The 18041-nt window shown below is 63.6% G+C and carries 12 protein-coding genes; 8 read left to right on the top strand and 4 right to left on the bottom strand.

From position 1 onward, the window contains the following. Positions 1-198: 198 nt before the first annotated feature. From CIB54_RS26545 to CIB54_RS26535, 3 genes are all read right to left on the bottom strand, one after another. Complete coding sequence (locus CIB54_RS26545) at positions 199-1017, bottom strand: alpha/beta fold hydrolase (protein ID WP_065952353.1); 819 nt, start codon at positions 1015-1017, stop codon at positions 199-201. 113 nt (positions 1018-1130) lie between these two features. Continuing rightward, positions 1131-2522, bottom strand: coding sequence for an alginate export family protein (locus CIB54_RS26540; protein WP_101221422.1), 1392 nt, complete (start codon positions 2520-2522; stop codon positions 1131-1133). Continuing rightward, positions 2519-3415, bottom strand: coding sequence for a VOC family protein (locus CIB54_RS26535; protein WP_101221421.1), 897 nt, complete (start codon positions 3413-3415; stop codon positions 2519-2521). Before CIB54_RS26535 ends, CIB54_RS26540 begins: the two co-directional genes overlap by 4 nt. 944 nt (positions 3416-4359) lie before the next feature. On the opposite strand from CIB54_RS26535, the gene lexA reads away from it, so the two are divergent. The 6 genes from lexA (at position 4360) to uvrA (ending at position 14548) form a co-directional block, all read left to right on the top strand. Further along, the gene (gene lexA, locus CIB54_RS26525) at positions 4360-4977 is read left to right on the top strand and encodes a transcriptional repressor LexA (RefSeq protein ID WP_065952356.1); all 618 of its coding nucleotides are present in this window, start codon (positions 4360-4362) and stop codon (positions 4975-4977) included. Next, positions 4977-5591, top strand: coding sequence for a translesion DNA synthesis-associated protein ImuA (imuA, locus tag CIB54_RS26520; protein WP_101221420.1), 615 nt, complete (start codon positions 4977-4979; stop codon positions 5589-5591). The genes lexA and imuA overlap by 1 nt, the downstream gene beginning before the upstream one ends. A gap of 7 nt (positions 5592-5598) precedes the next feature. Continuing rightward, positions 5599-7014, top strand: a complete 1416-nt coding sequence (locus CIB54_RS26515; protein WP_101221419.1) for a Y-family DNA polymerase — start codon at positions 5599-5601, stop codon at positions 7012-7014. A 136-nt stretch (positions 7015-7150) separates the two neighbouring features. Continuing rightward, entirely contained in the window at positions 7151-10222 is a 3072-nt protein-coding gene (locus CIB54_RS26510; protein WP_101221418.1) for an error-prone DNA polymerase, read from the top strand. Positions 10223-10322: 100 nt separating this feature from the next. Continuing rightward, complete coding sequence (locus tag CIB54_RS26505; RefSeq protein ID WP_101221417.1) at positions 10323-12035, top strand: ATP-binding protein; 1713 nt, start codon at positions 10323-10325, stop codon at positions 12033-12035. Beyond that, positions 12032-14548 (top strand): excinuclease ABC subunit UvrA, encoded by a 2517-nt coding sequence (gene uvrA / locus CIB54_RS26500; RefSeq protein ID WP_101221416.1) that lies wholly within the window; start codon positions 12032-12034, stop codon positions 14546-14548. The genes CIB54_RS26505 and uvrA overlap by 4 nt, the downstream gene beginning before the upstream one ends. A 427-nt stretch (positions 14549-14975) precedes the next feature. Here uvrA and CIB54_RS26495 read toward each other — a convergent pair whose 3' ends face one another. Beyond that, entirely contained in the window at positions 14976-16058 is a 1083-nt protein-coding gene (locus tag CIB54_RS26495; protein WP_101221423.1) for an LLM class flavin-dependent oxidoreductase, read from the bottom strand. 274 nt (positions 16059-16332) lie between these two features. On the opposite strand from CIB54_RS26495, the gene CIB54_RS26490 reads away from it, so the two are divergent. Both CIB54_RS26490 and glsB read left to right on the top strand, forming a co-directional pair. Continuing rightward, positions 16333-16677 carry a hypothetical protein gene (locus CIB54_RS26490; protein ID WP_101221415.1) on the top strand — a complete coding sequence of 115 codons (345 nt, stop codon included), beginning with the start codon at positions 16333-16335 and terminating at the stop codon, positions 16675-16677. Between the two features lie 54 nt (positions 16678-16731). Beyond that, positions 16732-17640 carry a glutaminase B gene (gene glsB, locus CIB54_RS26485; protein ID WP_065952363.1) on the top strand — a complete coding sequence of 303 codons (909 nt, stop codon included), beginning with the start codon at positions 16732-16734 and terminating at the stop codon, positions 17638-17640. Positions 17641-18041: the final 401 nt, after the last annotated feature.

Raw genomic sequence — 18041 nt, 5'->3', positions numbered from 1 at the left:
GGCTCGAATCCGTGGGCCGCCGCCACGCGCCATCCCTGGCGCGGGGCGGCTAACCCGGCGTCCTGCCGGGTTACCCACGGATTCAAGCCTGCGTTCGGCCAGCGTGGTTTAACGGGGCGCTTGAGATCAAAAGCAAAAGCGCGGCGGCCTTGGAGCCGACCGGTATTTTGTGTCGATTCCGATCCAAATGTGGGATTTTCAGCGGTTCAGGAACGCCAGCAGGTCTTCATTGAGCTGTTGGGTGTGGGTGGCGGCGAATCCGTGGGGCGCGTCCTTGTACACCTTCAGTTGCGCGCCCTCGATCATCTCGGCCGCGACCTTGCCGGTGGTTTCGAACGGTACGATCTGGTCACCGTCACCGTGGATGACCAGGGTCGGTACATCGATGCTGGCCATGTCCGGGCGGAAGTCGGTCTGCGAGAACGCGGTCACGCAATCCACGGTGGATTTGAGCGAGGCCTGCAGGGCGATCTGCAGGGTCTGGGTGAGCACACCGTCCGAGACTTTCTGGCCTTTGTTGAGCCCGAAGAACGGCGTGTTGAAATCGCTGATGAACTGCGCGCGATCCTTCAGCAGGCCGGCCTTGATGCCATCGAATACGTCGTTGGGCACGCCCTGCGGGTAATCGTCCTTCTGGCCGAAGATCGGCGTCACGGCGCCGAGCAGCACCAGCCCGGCGACCCGTGCGCTGCCATGGCGCGCAATGTAGCGGGCCACATCACCGCCGCCCATGGAGAAGCCCACCAGGGTCACGTCCTTGAGGTCCAGGTGTTCGATCAACTGGGCGATATCGTCGGCGAAGGTGTCGTAGTCGTTGCCGGTCCACGGCTGGTCCGAGCGGCCAAAGCCTCGACGGTCGAACGCGATCGTGCGAAAGCCACGGCTGCTCAGGTATTCCATCTGGTATTCCCACATATCGGCATCCAGTGGCCAGCCGTGGCTGAACAACACGGGCTTGCCGCTGCCCCAGTCCTTGAAATAGATCTGGGTACCGTCTTTGGCAACGAATGTGCTCATCTGAAACTCCTTTGTCTGCATGAAAAGAGTGGGTTAAAAATCCGCATGGGCTCATGCCTCGAAAGCCTGCGCCAAAAGTCGCCGCGCGGCTTGTATCGGTGTGCTTGCCAGCGTTACCAGCTGAACTTGAGCTCCATGCCCAGGTAGTTGCTGTCGTGTCCGCCGGCATCGCGCAGGGTCTGGCCGACCGCGTAGTGCACGGCTTCGACCGCGCCGGTCAGGTTCGACGTGAAGGCGTAGTCGGTTCTCAACTGACCGTAGGCGCCGGTCCAACGTTCACCCTGACCGGCGGTACCGGCGACCGGCACGCTGGGCTGGGTGTAGACGGCGTCCGCGGTGGTTTGCCGCCACAGCAGGCCGACGGCGGTTTGCACGCTGAGCTTGGCGATGGGCTTGACGGTGATCGACGGCTTGACGTGGATCAGGTTGCTGTAGCCGGTATAGCCTGCCAGGGAAAAATAATAGCCGTTGGGGAACAGCGGGTTGAAGGTGCCGACGGTACCGTCACCGCTTTTGCGGTCACCGGAGGCGATGTCCAGTTGCAGGCCCACGCGCGGTTTCCACGCCAGGCTGTCAAAGGTGTAGCCGGTGCGGCTGCCGCCGGCCCAGGCGCGGATATCCTTGCTGCCCACCGAGCCGCCTTGCAGCATGGCTTCGATGTCCCAGTCGAACCCCTGTGCCGCGCCCCCCAGGCGCGCATCGAACAACTGGCGCGTCTCGTCGCCATCAGCGTCCAGGTAGTGCGCCGCGCGGCGCTCGTACATGCCGTAGTAGGCCGACAGCTCGTTCGTGCCGCCCACCAGGCGCTCGACCCGCAGCAGGTGAAAGCGCGCATCACTGTTGGATTTGTCGTCGAAATGCCGACCATCCTGGTACTGCACCGGTTGGCTGGCGATCCCGATAAAGCGCCAGTTCGGGGTTTCCCAGTCGGCCCACAACGCATCGAACGACTGCCGCACATTCGGGCCGTCTCGTGACGAAATGAAGCGCTGCAAGTCGAAGGCGAAATCCTGACGGCCGATCCGGCTCTTGAACGTGCCGCTGCTGAAGGTGTTCACGTATTCGGCAAAGGCCAGGCGCAGATCCACGCGGTTCTGATCGGCGCCGCCGAGGGTGGACTTGTCGTAGGCGCGCACGTCTTCAAGCTGGGTGAACACGCGCCAGTGTTGGTTCAAATGCAGGTCGGCATGCACCTGAAACCGCTGGATCAAATAGCGATCACGGGCCACGTTCTTTACGCCGAAACCGCTGGCGTCATTCATCTCGAAACGCTCGCGCAAGGTCGCGCCCAGGGACAGGTAGGTGAACGGGTCGGTGCCGGACAGCGGGATGTACTTGAGGTTGTCCAGCGGCTGCGTGCGCAGCGCCGGATCCTTGAGCACCGACCAGTCTTCCTGCCAGCGATTGGCCTTGAGTGCCGGTCGGCTCGGTTGATCCTCGGCATGGACGCTGCCGACCAGCAGCGGCCACAGCACGGCCAGGCTCCAGCCTGTGTGACGAATCATTTTGCCGCGGTGATCTGGTGAATTTCCGCGACGTAACCGCCGGGGAATTCGACCAGTGCGCTGCGCCGACCTTTGCTGTCGAACGCGGGCACCAGCACCTTGGCCCCGGACCCGGTGGCCTTGCCGAGGGTGGCGGCCAGGTCGTTGACCTGATAGCCGGTGGTGTCGTGGCCGAACGGGTAGGGCAGTTGACCATTGGTGACCAGCACGGCCATGCGCCCGAAGGGCGACTCGATCTCCACGCGTCGATAAGTGCCGCCCGCCTGGCCGACATCAACGGCCGGCGCGTGCTTGTCGTCGCTCACCACCTTGCCATGGGAGAAACCGAGAAACGCTTTGATAAAGCGCTCGGCGCTGTCGTTGGAGACATACACGCGGTTTTCCGGAACGGTCTCGAACGCCGCGTAATCCGGGGTCTTGGTGTGCCAGTAGAGCTGCATGTTGACGCCGCCCGGCCATTGCACCACGGCGTCACGGCCAATCGGATCGGGAAAGTCGCTGACGATCACATCGGCGCCGTTGTCCCGCGCTGCCTTGAGCGCCACGTCCATGTCCTTGACCAGATAGCCGTTGCGCTCCTGGCCGAACGGGTGCGGCACGGGCGTGGTAAAGCCGAACAACGACACCGTACCCGCCGGGGTCTGCAGCAATTGCGAGGTGGTGCTGCTCGGCACCGGCAGCACATTCACCACCACCTGGGGCGTACTTTTGCCGCCAAACGTGGCAAGGAAACTCTGGGCGAAACGCTCGACATCGACGGGCGCCACATACACGTGGCTGGTGTCATATTGCGGCGCCACGGCGACGCTTGGGGTGGCGGCCAGCGCGCTGTTGATCACTGCGCTTGCCAACAGCGTCAGTGCCACGGATACCTTGATTGCTTTGTTACGCATGCCCATTCTCCAGCGCTTCTGCGGGTTCGAAAGCCGTGAGGTTAGGGGGCGCAGCGCAACGCGAATTGTATGGACGTGCTCGGTTGAACGTTTCAGCTGCCGGGCGCAGGCTGGACTTCATTCTCAACACCGTCGCTGCGCCGCATAACCTGGAGGTGAAGTATCGGTTTGTGATTGATATGGAGAGTTTGAACAGGAAGAGCCGTGCGGCTTGATGATGTTGCTGGGTGGTTGAGTTCGGCCAGCGTGGGTTGACGGAGGGCCCAGGATCAGACCTATAGCGCGGCGGCCTTGGAGCCGACCGGTATCTTGTGTCGATCCCGATCCAAAGGTGGGAGGGGCGGCGCGACGATTCGACTTGCCCCCGATGACGGTGTGTCAGTCACGGATGCACTTACTGACTCTCCCTCATCGGGGGCAAGTCGAATCGTCGCACCGCCCCTCCCACACAAACAGCGTATCCACGATGCGAAGCGAGCGGCTCTTGCTTTTGCTTTTGCTTTTGATCTTAGGCGCCCCGTTAAACCACGCTGGCCGCAATTCGATATTGATGTGGGGGGTAAACCGGCAGGACGCCGGTTTAGCCGCCCCGCGCCATGGATGGCGCGTGGCGGCGGCCCCCCACATCAATGTCGGATTGCGGGCACACCGAGCCTAAGCGAGGTGCCGAGTGGTGGGGCAAGAGCCTTTTTGGTTACTTTTGGGGCTCTTTTCCAAAAGTGACCCGCTGTAAAAGCGGAACCCATAGCAGCCGTTACCGCAGAAACGGATATGTACTCGTTCCAATCCAGCATCCTGGTCGGCCCTGAGGCCGCCATCGGGAGCAAGCCCCCTCCCACATTTAAACCATGCTCACTTCTGATTTTCAGGCCAACCCCCAACCCCCAATCCCAACCCCACCCCCGACTGACGGCTATTGTCAGAAATTCCCCGCAGGAGTACAAATGTACTCCATGACAACCCTGACCCCCCGCCGTACCGCCATCCTGACCTTCATCCGCGACCGCATCGCGCAGCAAGGCCAGCCCCCCAGCCTCGCCGAGATCGCCGAGGCGTTCGGCTTTGCCTCGCGCAGCGTCGCCCGCAAGCATGTGGTGGCTCTGAGCGAAGCCGGCTTTATCGAAGTCAACCCCAACCAGGCCCGTGGTATTCGCCTGCTCAACCAACCGTCGCGCCCGGAATGGCTGGATATCCCGGTGCTCGGCCGTGTGGCCGCGGGCCTGCCCATCGGTGCGGATGCCGAAGTGCACAATCGCCTGCAACTGGACCCCGCCACATTCGCCAGAACCCCGGACTACCTGCTGCGTGTGCAGGGCGATTCGATGATCGAGGACGGCATTCTCGATGGCGACCTGGTGGGCGTGCGGCGCAGTGCCGAGGCCTTGAACGGGCAGATTGTGGTGGCGCGCCTGGACGGTGAAGTCACCATCAAGCGTTTCGAGCGCACTGGCGACAAGGTGCGCCTGCTGCCGCGCAACCCCGCGTATCAGCCTATCGTGGTCGGGGCCGATCAGGACCTGGCCATCGAAGGGGTGTTCTGCGGCCTGGTGAGGCAAGGCTGATGGGCGCCGTGGTTGCCCTGGACTCGCTGTTCAATGGTGGGCGAGTCTGGAAGGGCCGGCCCGCCGCGCCACCGGCCAGTGTGCACCCCACGGGGCTGGCGGCGCTGGACGCGGTGCTGCCCAGCGGCGGCTGGCCGGAGGCGGCCTTGAGTGAAATTCTGATGGCCAGGGAGGGCGTGGGCGAACTGCAACTGGTGCTGCCGACCCTGGCGCGCTTGTCGGCGCTGGGCGAGCGCATTGTGCTGGTGGCGCCGCCCTACACGCCGTATCCCCACGCCTGGCAGAACGCAGGGGTGGATGTTCGCCAGCTCGCGGTGATCCAGGCCCAGGAGCGCGATGCGCTGTGGGCAGTGGAGCAATGCCTGCGCTCCGGCAGTTGCGGCGCGGTGTTGTGCTGGCCGCACAAGGCCGATGACCGGGCCTTGCGCCGTTTGCAGGTGGCGGCGGAAACCGGGCAGACCCTGGCGTTTGCCTGGCGCTCCTTGAGTGAGGCGATCAATCCATCGCCGGCCGCCTTGCGCCTGGCGGTCGAGTCAAGGCCGGCACAAGTGCGCGTGCTCAAATGCCGGGGCGGCCTGGCCCACCCGGCGCCGATTGCCCTGGCGGGGCATTGAGGTTGCCATGCGCTGGGTTTGTATTGTTTTCCCGCAATTGGCGCTGGACGCCGTGCTGCGGGCCCATCCCGAGCCCGATCAGCCGCTGGCACTGCTGGCCGGTACGCCGCAGCGACGCGTGCTGCAAACCGTCAATACCGCCGCCCGCGCCCTGGGGTTGCGTCCCGGCCAGTCGCTGACGGCGGCGCATGCCCTGACCAAAGCCTTTGCCTGCGCTGAATACGACCCGCTGGACATCGAGCGCTGCCAGCAATTTCTGGCCGCCTGGGCCTACCGCTTCAGCTCCCAGGTCAGTGTGTATTACCCGCGCGCCTTGCTGTTCGAGATCGAATCGAGCCTGGGCCTGTTCGGGCCCTGGCCGCAGTTCGAAGCGCGCTTGCGCCAGGAGTTGACCGAGCTGGGCTTTCGTCATCGCATCGTCGCCGCGCCCAATCCGGCGGCGGCGCGGGTGTTGGCCAATCGTTACGATGGCCTGGCGGTGGCCGATGACAGCGCCTTGATGCAGGCCCTGGCGCCACTGCCGGTCGACCGCGCCGGGATTGACCCGCAGGCCGCCAGCGCCTTGTCGCGCATGGGCCTGCGCACGTTGGCCCACGTGCAGGCGCTGCCCCGGCATACCCTGGCGCGGCGCTTTGACGCCAGCCTGCTCAAGCACCTCGATGCCCTGACCGGGCAGCGGCCGTTGGCCCTGGGGTTCTATCAACCGCCGGACCGGTTCGATGTGCGCATCGAGTTGAATTTCGACGTGCAATCCCACCAGGCGTTGCTGTTTCCCTTGCGCCGCCTGACTGCTGACTTGTCCGCCTTCCTGAGCGGGCGTGACAGTGGCGTGCAGCGTTTCGACCTGCACCTGGAGCATGCCCAGGCACCGGACAGTGTGATCAAGGTCGGCCTGCTGAGTGCCGAACGCGAGCCCTCGATGCTGTTCGAACTGGCCCGTGGGCGCCTGGAACAGGTGCAAGTCACGGCGCCTGTGCGCGGGTTTCGCCTGGTGGCCCAGGACTTGCCGGTGTTCGTGCCGCAGCGCCAGGACCTGTTCGACGACCGCCCGCAACAGACCCTGCCCTGGGAGCAATTGCGCGAACGTCTGCGCGCACGCTTGGGTGATGAAGCGGTGCAGGGCCTGCGCTTTCACGCCGACCATCGCCCTGAATGCGCCTGGCAAACCGCCGTTGATCCCCGTCCATGCCCGACCTTGAACAAGGTGCGGCGCCCTGGCTGGTTATTGGACCAGCCGACCTTGCTGGCCGAGCAGGGCGTACAGATCCTGATGGGACCGGAACGCATCGAATCCGGCTGGTGGGATGGCGCCGATATCCGCCGCGACTATTACCTCATCCAGACCCGTGCCGGCCAGCAAGGCTGGGCCTACCGCACGGTGGGGCAACAGGATGGGTTGTGGTTGCAAGGCTGGTTCGCATGAACACCAACAGGCCACCACCCCCTGTAGGAGCGAGCTTGCTCGCGAAGATAGTTAACGATAACGCGGGGCACCTGAATGAATGCGGTGCCCCAGGGTTTTTCGCGAGCAAGCTCGCTCCTACAGAGACGGGGCAGGCATGAGTTACGCCGAGCTGCATTGCCTGTCCAACTTCAGCTTCCAGCGCGGCGCCTCCAGTGCGCTGGAATTGTTCGAGCGTGCCAAACGCCAAGGCTACAGCGCCCTGGCGATTACCGACGAGTGCACGCTGTCGGGCATCGTGCGCGCCTGGCAGGCGGCCAAAGCGCTGGAGTTGCCGCTGATTATCGGCAGTGAAGTGCGCATCGAGAACGGGCCGACACTGGTGCTGCTGGTCGAAAACCTGAGCGGTTACCAGCACCTGTGCCGTTTGATCACCCTGGCCCGACGCCGCGCCGAAAAGGGCAGCTACCGCCTGCTGCAGGAAGACTTCGAGCAACCGTTGCCCGGCCTGCTGGCCTTGTGGGTGGCGCAAGACAGCGACACTCAGGCCAATATCCAGTGGCTGCGCCGCACCTTTGCCGAGCGCCTGTGGCTGGCGGTGCACCTGCATTGCGGACAGGACGATGCGCGCCATCTGGAACAACGCCTGCAACTGGCGGCCAGCCTGCAGATCCCGGCGGTCGCCTGCGGTGATGTGCACATGCATGCGCGCGGCCGCCGCGCCCTGCAAGACACCATGACTGCCATCCGCCATCACGTCCCTGTGGCCGAAGCCGGCCTGCATTTGCACCCCAATGGCGAGCGGCACCTGCGCAGTCTCGAAGCCTTGGCCGCGCTGTACCCCCAAGCCCTGCTCGATGAAACCCTGGCCATCGCGCGGCGCTGCACCTTCGACCTCGGCCAGTTGCGTTATCACTACCCGCGTGAGCTGGTGCCAGCAGGCCATGATGCCGAATCCTGGTTGCGCACCCTCACTCAGGAAGGCATTGCCCAGCGCTGGCCCGAAGGCATCGACCCCAAGACCCTGGCGCAGATCGACAAGGAACTGGCGCTGATCAGCGAGCTGGGTTACGAAAGTTACTTCCTTACGGTGCACGACATCGTGCGCTTTGCCCGCAGCCGTTCGATCCTGTGCCAGGGGCGCGGTTCGGCGGCCAACTCGGCGGTGTGTTTTGCCCTGGGCATCACCGAGATCAACCCGAGCCTGAGCAATGTGCTGTTCGAACGCTTCCTGTCCAGGGAGCGCAACGAGCCGCCGGATATCGACGTGGATTTTGAACACGAGCGCCGCGAAGAGGTGCTGCAATACGTCTTCCAGCGTTATGGCCGCACCCGTGCAGCGTTGACGGCAGTGGTCAGCAGTTACCACGCGACCGGCGCGGTGCGCGATGTGGCCAAGGCCCTCGGGCTGCCGGCGGACCAGGTCAACGCATTGGCCGACTGCTGCGGGCGCTGGAGTGACGACGCGCCACCATTGGAGCGCCTGCGCGAAAGCGGCTTCGACCCGGACAGCCCGCTGCTGCGCCGCGTACTGACCCTGACCGGGCAATTGATCGGCTTTCCCCGGCATTTGTCCCAGCACCCCGGTGGCTTCGTGATTTCCGAATACCCGCTGGACACCCTGGTGCCGGTGGAGAACGCCGCCATGGCCGAGCGCACCATCATCCAGTGGGACAAGGACGACCTCGACGCCGTCGGCCTGCTCAAGGTGGATATTCTCGCCCTGGGCATGCTCAGCGCGATCCGTCGCTGCTTCGATTTGCTGCGCCGCCATCGCCACCAGAATTGGAGCTTGGCAACTATTCCCAAGGAAGACCCGGCCACCTACGCGATGATCAGCAAGGCCGACACCATCGGCGTGTTCCAGATCGAATCGCGGGCGCAGATGTCGATGTTGCCCAGGCTCAAGCCGAAAACCTTCTATGACCTGGTGATCGAGGTCGCCATCGTGCGGCCGGGGCCGATCCAGGGTGGCATGGTGCATCCGTATTTGCGTCGCAGGAACAAGGAAGAGCCCACCACGTATCCATCGCCTGAATTGGAAGTGGTGTTGAAACGTACCCTGGGCATCCCGTTGTTCCAGGAACAAGTGATGCAGATCGCCATGGTCGCCGCCGACTACAGCCCAGGCGAAGCCGATCAGTTGCGCCGCTCCATGGCCGCCTGGAAACGCCACGGCGGCCTGGAACCGCATCAGCAGCGGCTGCGCACCGGCATGCTCAAAAACGGCTACACCGAAGCCTTTGCCGCGCAGATTTTCGAGCAGATCAAAGGCTTTGGCAGCTATGGTTTTCCCGAGTCCCACGCGGCCAGTTTTGCCTTGCTGACCTACGCCAGTTGCTGGCTCAAATGCCATGAGCCGGCGGCTTTCGCCTGCGCGCTGATCAACAGCTGGCCAATGGGTTTCTACAGCCCGGACCAGATCCTGCAGGACGCGCGCCGTCATCGTCTGCAGATTCGCCCGGTGGACGTGCAGGCCAGCGACTGGGATTGCAGCCTGGAACCCATCGACGGCGAGCAACCGGCGATTCGCCTGGGTCTGCGCATGATCTCGGGCTTTCGCGAAGACGATGGGCGGCGCATCGAGGCCGTGCGTCAGTGCCGTGCATTCAGCGACATCGCCGACCTCGACGCCCGCACCGGCCTGGATGCGCGCGCCCAAGCCTTGCTGGCGGATGCCGGCGCCTTGCGCGGGTTGGCCGGTAACCGGCATCAGGCCCGCTGGGAGGTGGCCGGTGTGCAGACCCAACTGGGCCTGTTTGCCGGCCTGCCGAGCCCCGATGAAGCAGACGTGGCGTTGCCTCAACCCACGGTGGGCGAGGACTTGCACGCCGATTACGCCACGCTCGGCACCACCCTGGGGCCGCACCCTTTGACGCTGCTGCGCGCGGAACTGCGCAAGCGCCGCTGCCGCAGTTCCCAGGAGCTGCTGAGCGTGGAGCATGGGCGCAATGTGAGCGTGGCCGGGCTGGTCACCGGGCGCCAACGTCCCGGCACCGCCAGTGGGGTGACCTTTGTCACCCTGGAAGATGAGTTCGGCAACCTCAATGTGGTGGTCTGGCGCGACCTGGCCGAACGTCAGCGCAAGGCCCTGGTCGGCTCGCGACTGCTCAAGGTGGACGGGCGTTGGGAGGCGGTGGGCGAGGTGCGGCATTTGATCGCCGGGCGCCTGACCGACCTGTCGCCGCTGCTGGACGGCATTGTAGTGCGCAGCCGGGATTTTCACTGAGGCCAGTGGTTTATTCGGCCCAAGTTCGACAAGATGAAACCATCTACCGCCGCCGCGCTCCAAAACTTGCGACTGCCTTCTCATTGCCCAGAGCCCGATCATGCAATTTTTATCCAACTCCCACGGCTGTGAAGGCTGGGCCGGTGAAATGGCCCAGCGAATTCGCGCGTTTGACTGGTCAGGCACCGACCTCGGCCCGATCGATCGCTGGTCCACCAGCCTGGCCTGCACCGTGCAGATGATGCTCGCTTCGCCCGTGCCCATGGTGATGCTATGGGGGCGCGCCGGTTACATGATCTACAACGACAGCTACTCGGTGTTCGCCGGTGGTCGCCACCCGTACCTGCTGGGCACGCCGGTGGAACTGGGCTGGCCGGAGGTGGCCGAGTTCAACCGGCATGTGGTGGACACATGCCTGGCTGGCGGCACCTTGTCGTTCAACAACAAGGAATTGGTGTTGTCGCGCCATGGCAGGCCGGAAACCTTGTGGCTGGACCTCTACTACAGTCCGGTGGCCGGGGATAACCAGCAACCGGCCGGGGTGCTGGCGATCGTGGTCGAGACCACTGAACTGGTCAAGTCCGAGCGGGTGCGCCAGGAGCTGACCCATAATCTGGAGCAGCGCGTAGCGGCCGAAGTGCAAGCGCGTTCCGCCGCCGAGGAGCAGTTGCGCCAGTCGCAGAAGCTGGAGGCGATTGGCGGCCTGACCGGCGGCGTGGCCCACGACTTCAACAACCTGCTGCAAGTGATCGCCGGCAACCTGCACCTGCTGGCCCGCCATGAGCCGGACAACGCGCAAGTACAGCGGCGCGTCTCCGCCGCGATTGCCGCGGTGGAACGCGGGGCCACCTTGTCCTCGCAACTGTTGGCGTTTGCGCGGCGTCAGCCCTTGTCGCCAGCGGTGTACAACCCGCAGCGTATCTATGCCGGCCTCGGTGAACTGCTGCAACGCGCGCTGGGTGAGACCATCCATATCGACGTGCAGTTGCCGCAGGATTCCTGGTGCATCAACGTCGACCGCAACCAGCTGGAAAACGCGCTGCTCAACCTGGCGATCAATGCCCGCGATGCCATGCAAGGCGAGGGGGTGATTCGTATCACCGGCGAGAACATCATTCTCAACCCGGCCGAATGCGCGGGCAAAAGCATCAAACCCGGCGAGTATGTACGCCTGGCGGTCACCGACACCGGCGCGGGCATGCCGTTGACGGTACTCAAGCGCGCGTTCGAACCGTTTTTCACCACCAAGCGCGAAGGGCAGGGCACCGGCCTCGGGCTGAGCATGGTGTTTGGTTTTGTCCGTCAAAGCGGCGGGCATGTCGACATCTGGAGCGAGGAGAACAAAGGCTCGGTGGTGCAGATGTATTTCCCGCGCAGCCTGGAACCGGAGCATGTCGAACCGGACATTGACCTGGAGAGCCCTTGCACCGGCCAGGAAACCATCCTGGTGGTGGAGGACAACGAAGGCGTGCGCCTGACCGTGGTGGAGCTGCTGACGCAGTCGGGCTACACGGTGTTGACGGCCGAAGACGGCGATCAGGCCATGGCCAAGCTGCAGTCCGGCCTGCAACCGGAACTGATCTTTACCGATGTGGTGATGCCCGGCCGCATCAAGAGCATCGACCTGGCCAACTGGGCGCGTGCCCAGGTGCCGCCGATTCCGGTGCTGTTCACCTCCGGCCACACCCGCGACATTCTTTCCTCCAATCATCTGCTGAGCGCCGATATTCACCTGCTGAGCAAACCCTACAGTCCCGACGCCCTGACGCAACGGGTACGCAGCGTTCTCACCGCCAGACAAGGTTGTTCATGACTTCACAGCGCAACACTCCTCCACCGACCGTCCAGCACACCGGCTTTGTGCGGGTGCGCGGCGCTCGCGAACACAACTTGCGTAACGTCGACGTGGATATTCCCCGCGATGCCCTGGTGGTGTTTACCGGTGTGTCCGGTTCCGGCAAGTCGTCCCTGGCGTTTTCCACCGTGTATGCCGAGGCCCAGCGCCGCTATTTCGAATCGGTGGCGCCCTATGCGCGACGCCTGATCGACCAGGTCGGCGTGCCGGATGTCGACAGTATCGAAGGCTTGCCGCCCGCCGTGGCCCTGCAACAGCAACGTGGCACCCCGAGTGCGCGGTCCTCGGTGGGCAGTGTGACCACCTTGTCGAGCCTGATCCGCATGCTGTATTCCCGCGCCGGCCGCTACCCGCCGGGGCAGGCGATGCTGTACGCCGAGGACTTTTCGCCGAACCTGCCCCAAGGCGCGTGCCCGCAATGCCATGGCCTGGGTCGCGTCTATGAAGTGACCGAAGCACTGATGGTGCCCGACCCGTCCCTGACCATTCGCCAGCGCGCGGTGGCGTCCTGGCCGCTGGCATGGCAAGGCCAGAACCTGCGGGACATCCTTGTGACCCTGGGCTATGACGTGGACGTTCCATGGCGTGACCTGCCAAAAAAGCAGCGCGACTGGATTCTGTTCACCGAGGAAACCCCCACCGTACCGGTGTACGCCGGCTTCACCCCGGCACAGACCCGCGATGCCTTGAAACGCAAGCTGGAGCCCAGTTACCAGGGCACCTTCAGCGGTGCGCGGCGCTACATCCTGCACACCTTCGCCCATACCCAAAGCGCGCTGATGAAAAAGCGCGTGTCGCAGTTCATGCAAGGCAGTGCCTGCCCGTTGTGCGAGGGCAAGCGGCTGACCCGGGCGGCGCTGTCGGTGAAGTTTGCCGGGGTGGATATCGGTGAGCTGTCGCAACTGTCCCTGACCCGCCTGGCCGAGCTGCTGCGGCCGGTGGCGGCGGGGCAGGACAAGATGAAACTGTCGGTGGAAAAGCGCCTGGCCGCCCAGCGCATCGCCGAGGATCTGCTCGAACGGGTCAGTACCTTGATCGAGCTGGGCCTGGGCTATCTGTCCCTGGAGCGCAGCACGCCGACGCTGTCGTCCGGGGAGTTGCAGCGTTTGCGCCTGGCCACGCAACTGGGCTCACAATTGTTCGGGGTGATCTACGTGCTGGACGAACCTTCGGCGGGCCTGCATCCGGCTGACGGCGAAGCCTTGTTCAGCGCGCTTGCGCGTTTGAAGGCGGCCGGCAATTCGCTGTTTGTGGTGGAGCATGACCTGGAAACCATGCGCCGCGCCGACTGGCTGATCGACGTCGGCCCGGCCGCCGGCGAGCACGGCGGGCAAGTCCTGTACAGCGGCCCGCCTGCGGGGTTGGCGGATGTCGCAGCCTCGCAGACCCGTGACTACCTGTTTGCCGAACCGCGGGCCTTGAATCCCACCCGGCGTGAACCCAGTGGCTGGCTGAAGCTGCAAGGGGTGACGCGCAACAACCTGAAGAATCTTGCCGTGGATTTTCCGCTGGGCTGCTTCACGGCGGTGACCGGGATTTCCGGTTCGGGCAAATCCAGCCTGGTCAGCCAGGCGCTGCTGGAACTGGTCAGCAGCGGCCTGGGGCGTGTGCTGGAAAACACCGACGAGCCCAGCCTGGAAGACGCTGCCCCAGCCGCCAGCGAAGGCCGCATCAGCGCCGGCCTGGAGCAGATCCGGCGTTTGGTGCAGGTGGACCAGAAACCCATCGGTCGTACACCGCGCTCCAATCTTGCCACCTATACCGGGCTGTTCGACAACGTGCGCAAACTGTTCGCCGCCACGCCGGCAGCGAAGAAGCGTGGCTACGATGCGGGGCAGTTCTCGTTCAACGTCGCCAAGGGCCGTTGCCCGAACTGCGAAGGCGAGGGATTCGTCAGCGTCGAATTGCTGTTCATGCCCAGCGTGTATGCGCCATGCCCGACCTGCCACGGTGCGCGATACAACCCCGAGACCCTGGCGGTCAAATGGCAAGGCCTGGACATCGCCCAAGTGCTGGGCTTGACCGTGGAGCAGGCCGTCGAGGTGTTTGCCGAACAGCCTGGCGTGCTGCGCGCCCTGCAGGTGCTGCGCGATATCGGTCTGGGCTATCTGCGCCTGGGCCAGCCGGCTACCGAGTTGTCGGGCGGTGAAGCGCAGCGCATCAAGCTGGCCACCGAGCTGCAACGCACGGCGCGGGGCGCCACGTTATACGTGCTGGACGAACCGACCACCGGGCTGCATCCCAAGGATGTCGACCGCTTGCTCAGCCAGCTCAATCAATTGGTGGAAGCGGGGCATACGGTGGTGGTGGTCGAGCATGAAATGCGCGTGGTGGCGCAGAGTGACTGGGTGATCGATATCGGGCCCGGAGCCGGCAATGCGGGTGGGAAGGTGGTGGCCAGTGGTACGCCGCAGGCAGTCGCCAACCACAAGGACAGCCGCACGGCGCCATTCCTGGCGCGTGAACTCTGAAATGCAGACAAGTGTGGAAGGGGGCTTGCCCCCGATAGCGGTGGGTCAGGTAAATGGATGTTGACTGATCCGCCGCCATCGGGGGCAAGCCCCCTCCCACAATTGATCGCGTTCAGGCCGAAGACTTCATGCATTCGATAAAGCGATTCACCCGGGTCTTGGCAACTGCTACCAATCCCAATACTGAAATGCAGACAAGGGTGGGAGGGGGCTTGCCCCCGATAGCGGTGGGTCAGGTAAATGGATGTTGACTGATCCGCCGCCATCGGGGGCAAGCCCCCTCCCACAATTGATCGCGTTCAGGCCGAAGACTTCATGCATTCGATAAAGCGATTCACCCAGGTCTTGGCAACTGCTGGCAACTGCTACCAATCCCAATGCTGAAATGCAGACAAGGGTGGGAGGGGCAAGCCCTCACAGTGAGTTCTCAAGCCACTTGCCTGGCCTGTTCGCGTTCGGCGATCAGTTGGCGGGTAAGCGGGATGAGTTTCTTCCCATAGTCGATCGCGTCGTTGAGCGGATCGAAGCCGCGAATCAGGAAGGTGGTGATGCCCAGGTCGTAATAATCCAGCAGCGCCTCGGCGACTTGTTCGGCAGTGCCCACCAGTGCCGTGGAATTGCCCTGCGCGCCGAGCAAACCGGCAATCCCGGTCCACAGGCGCTTATCCAGCCGTGAGCCTTGCGCCGCCGCTGCCAGCAATCGCCGCGAGCCCTCATTGGGCGGTTCGCGCCGCACAAAACCGCTGGTCTCGGCCAGCGTCGTGGCTTGTTGCAAAATGGTGTCCGCCCGCTGCCAGGCCAATTCCTCGGTCTCGGCCAGGATTGGCCGCAATGACAAGCTGAAGCGAATCGTGCGCCCATGCCGCGCCGCTTCGGCCCGCACCTGCGCCACCACCTCGCGCACTTGCTCGTAGGTCTCGCCCCACAGCGCATACACATCCGCATGCTTACCCGCCACCGCGATCGCCGCCGCCGACGAGCCGCCGAAGTACACCGGGATGTGCGGCTGTTGCGGCGACTTCACACTGGAGTGCGCACCTTCGACCTGATAGTAGGTGCCGGCGAAATCGAAAGGCTTGTCGCTGGTCCATTCCTGGCGCACCACGCTCAGATATTCGTCGGTGCGCGCATAGCGCTCGTCCTTGCCGATATGGCTGCCATCGGCGCGCAGTTCACGGTCGTCGCCGCCGGTGATGATATGCACGGCGGTGCGTCCACCGTTGAACACGTCCAGCGTGGCGAACTGGCGCGCGGCCAATGTGGGTTGGGCAAAGCCTGGGCGGTGGGCGATCAGGAATTTAAGCCGCTGGGTCACGTTGGCGGCATGGGCGGCGATCAACGTGCTGTCCGGGCTGTTGGAATGGAAGGCCACCAGGGCACGGTCGAAGCCGGCCTCTTCATGGGCGCGCGCCACGCGTTCGACGTAATCGGGTTGCAGCGTCGGGCCGCTGCGCGGGTGGATCTCGGAGGCGTGGTGGCCGCCGATGTAGCCGATGAATTCGATGCTCATGGTCAGGTCCTTGTTGAAGTCGATAAACAAGCCTCCACCGGGCAGGGGGTCGGTCCGTAGCGTGAAAATAGGGCGCACGGCTGAATCTGTAAAAGGCCGATTGGTTCTAACCTAATTATTAAAATAGGGAATTACGATTTTAATCATTATCAGGAGTTTGCATTTAATAGCGTGATCTGCGCATTTTCCCGTGCAATGCGATCGCCTCCAAAGCTCGACAGCTTTGCCAATTGAACTACCTTGACTGTCGAGCCTTCCCACTCGGTACTCAAGCATGCGCACCTTATGGACGCGGTATCTGGCGTTGCTGGAAAACGACCTGAGCACACAGATTTTCGACAACGTGAAGAACCTGCTGGTATGCGCGCTGCTCTTCGCTGCGGGGACCAATGCGCTGGTAGGGCCCCGCGAGTTGTTTATCGGCATGTTCGCCTCACATGTCGCGGGCTGGGGCTTGATTATCCTGTCCACGGTACTGATGCTGCTGAACATCAGCGACGGCATTCGGCGGATGGCCAAGCTGCGTTATCACCTGGTGTTGCAGCTGTTGCTGATCCTGATCTATGTAGTGGTCGCCGAGCGGATGGTGGAGATTGTGTGGGGCTTTCGCGCCCAGTGAAGTATCCTCCGCGCCTCGTTCACCACTGATCCAGAGAAGATGACAGGACAAAACATGCAGGCGCTGCTGGAGTCGATCCTCGACGAAGTGCGGCCTCTGATCGGCCTCGGCAAAGTCGCCGATTACATTCCCGCCCTGGCCGACGTACCCGCCAACCAGCTTGGCATCGCGGTATACGGCAACGATGGCGCAGCCTATTGCGCCGGCGATGCCGATACGCTGTTTTCGGTGCAGAGCATTTCCAAGGTGTTCAGCCTGGTGCAGGCCATCGACCACGGCGGCGAAAGCATCTGGGAGCGCCTGGGCCATGAACCGTCGGGGCAACCGTTCAACTCGATGGTGCAGCTGGAATTCGAACGCGGCCGACCGCGCAATCCTTTTATCAACGCCGGCGCGCTGGTGATCTGCGACATCAATCAGTCGCGCTTCGCCGTGCCGATCCTGTCGATGCGCGATTTTGTGCGGCGGCTGTCGGGCAATCCGCAGATTCTGGTCAATAGCGTGGTCGCCGAATCCGAAGCCCAGCACGGTGCGCGTAATGCGGCCATGGCCTACCTGATGAAAGCCTTCGGCAACTTCCATAACGATGTGGACGCGGTGCTGCACAGTTACTTCAACTACTGCGCCTTGCAGATGAGCTGCCTGGACCTGGCCAGGGCGTTCAGCTTCCTGGCCAACGAAGGCGTGAGCGCCCACAGTGGCGAGCAGATCCTGACCGCGCGTCAGACCAAACAAGTCAACTCGATCATGGCCACCAGCGGGCTGTATGACGAGGCGGGCAATTTTGCTTATCGCGTAGGGTTACCGGGCAAGAGCGGGGTAGGCGGCGGGATTGTCGCGGTGGTGCCGGGGCAGTTTACCGTGTGCGTGTGGTCGCCGGAGTTGAACGCAGCGGGGAACTCGCTGGCGGGGATCAAGGCGTTGGAGTTGTTGAGCGAGCGGATTGGGTGGTCGGTGTTCTAAGAGTGTCACCGAAACAAACTGTGGGAGGGGGCTTGCCCCCGATGGCGGTCTCCCAGCCCATAGCCACCCAACTGACACGCCTCGGCCCAATGTGGGAGGGGGCTTGCCCCCGATAGCGGTCTCCCAGCCCATAGCTACCCAACTGACACGCCTCGGCCCAATGTGGGAGGGGGCTTGCCCCCGATAGCGGCCTCAGGGCCGACCAGGATGTTGGATTGGACCCGAGTACATATCCGTTTCTGCGGTAACGGCTGCTATGGGTTCCGCTTTTACAGCGGGTCACTTTTGGAAAAGAGCCCCAAAAGTAACCAAAAAGGCTCTTGCCCCACCACTCGGCACCTCGCCTAGGCTCGGTGTGCCCGAACGCAGGCTTGAATCCGTGGGCCGCCGCAATGGGCCAT

Origin of the sequence: Pseudomonas fluorescens, assembly GCF_002837185.1 — a bacterium.
Taxonomy (GTDB): domain Bacteria; phylum Pseudomonadota; class Gammaproteobacteria; order Pseudomonadales; family Pseudomonadaceae; genus Aquipseudomonas; species Aquipseudomonas fluorescens_AM.
The sequence above is the reverse complement of the archived record's forward strand: the minus strand, read 5'-3'. Positions and strand labels throughout refer to the sequence as shown.

Coding starts and splice junctions, on each gene's coding strand:
- glsB (WP_065952363.1), top strand. CDS start 16,732: ATGCAGGCGCTGCTGGAGTCGATCCTCGACGAAGTGCGGCCTCTGATC.
- CIB54_RS26510 (WP_101221418.1), top strand. CDS start 7,151: ATGAGTTACGCCGAGCTGCATTGCCTGTCCAACTTCAGCTTCCAGCGC.
- lexA (WP_065952356.1), top strand. CDS start 4,360: ATGTACTCCATGACAACCCTGACCCCCCGCCGTACCGCCATCCTGACC.
- CIB54_RS26495 (WP_101221423.1), bottom strand. CDS start 16,058: ATGAGCATCGAATTCATCGGCTACATCGGCGGCCACCACGCCTCCGAG.
- uvrA (WP_101221416.1), top strand. CDS start 12,032: ATGACTTCACAGCGCAACACTCCTCCACCGACCGTCCAGCACACCGGC.
- imuA (WP_101221420.1), top strand. CDS start 4,977: ATGGGCGCCGTGGTTGCCCTGGACTCGCTGTTCAATGGTGGGCGAGTC.
- CIB54_RS26505 (WP_101221417.1), top strand. CDS start 10,323: ATGCAATTTTTATCCAACTCCCACGGCTGTGAAGGCTGGGCCGGTGAA.
- CIB54_RS26515 (WP_101221419.1), top strand. CDS start 5,599: ATGCGCTGGGTTTGTATTGTTTTCCCGCAATTGGCGCTGGACGCCGTG.
- CIB54_RS26535 (WP_101221421.1), bottom strand. CDS start 3,415: ATGCGTAACAAAGCAATCAAGGTATCCGTGGCACTGACGCTGTTGGCA.
- CIB54_RS26490 (WP_101221415.1), top strand. CDS start 16,333: ATGCGCACCTTATGGACGCGGTATCTGGCGTTGCTGGAAAACGACCTG.
- CIB54_RS26545 (WP_065952353.1), bottom strand. CDS start 1,017: ATGAGCACATTCGTTGCCAAAGACGGTACCCAGATCTATTTCAAGGAC.
- CIB54_RS26540 (WP_101221422.1), bottom strand. CDS start 2,522: ATGATTCGTCACACAGGCTGGAGCCTGGCCGTGCTGTGGCCGCTGCTG.